Here is a 401-nt window from a genome sequence, read left to right as displayed (position 1 = left end):
CCGAAGTTCAGGTGCATCGACTCATCCCGCAGGATGTACTGGAACTGTTCCGCCACGCCGGTCATTTTGTTGCGACGGCCCATGGACAGGATCTGGGTGAAGCCGCAGTAGAAGAAGATACCTTCCAGTACGCAGTAGTACGCCACCAGGTTGCGCAGCAGCTCTTTATCAGTCTCAACGGTGCCGGTTTCGAACTTCGGATCGGAGATCGAACGGGTGTACTTCAAGCCCCAGGCAGCCTTTTTGGCGACCGATGGAATCTCGTGGTACATGTTGAAGATCTCGCCTTCATCCATGGCCAGCGATTCGATGCAGTACTGGTAGGCGTGGGTGTGGATCGCTTCTTCGAAGGCCTGGCGCAGGATGTACTGGCGGCACTCCGGGTTGGTGATCAGGCGGTA

1 protein-coding gene is annotated in these 401 nt (G+C 56.6%); it reads right to left on the bottom strand.

What is annotated here, in order from left to right:
• Positions 1-401 (bottom strand): ribonucleotide-diphosphate reductase subunit beta (locus tag HX786_RS24235; protein WP_178912688.1); only part of this gene is annotated, 401 nt, incomplete at both ends.

Origin of the sequence: Pseudomonas sp. 21615526 (genome assembly GCF_013386245.1) — a bacterium.
In the GTDB taxonomy this organism is placed as follows: domain Bacteria; phylum Pseudomonadota; class Gammaproteobacteria; order Pseudomonadales; family Pseudomonadaceae; genus Aquipseudomonas.
The sequence above is the reverse complement of the archived record's forward strand: the minus strand, read 5'-3'. Positions and strand labels throughout refer to the sequence as shown.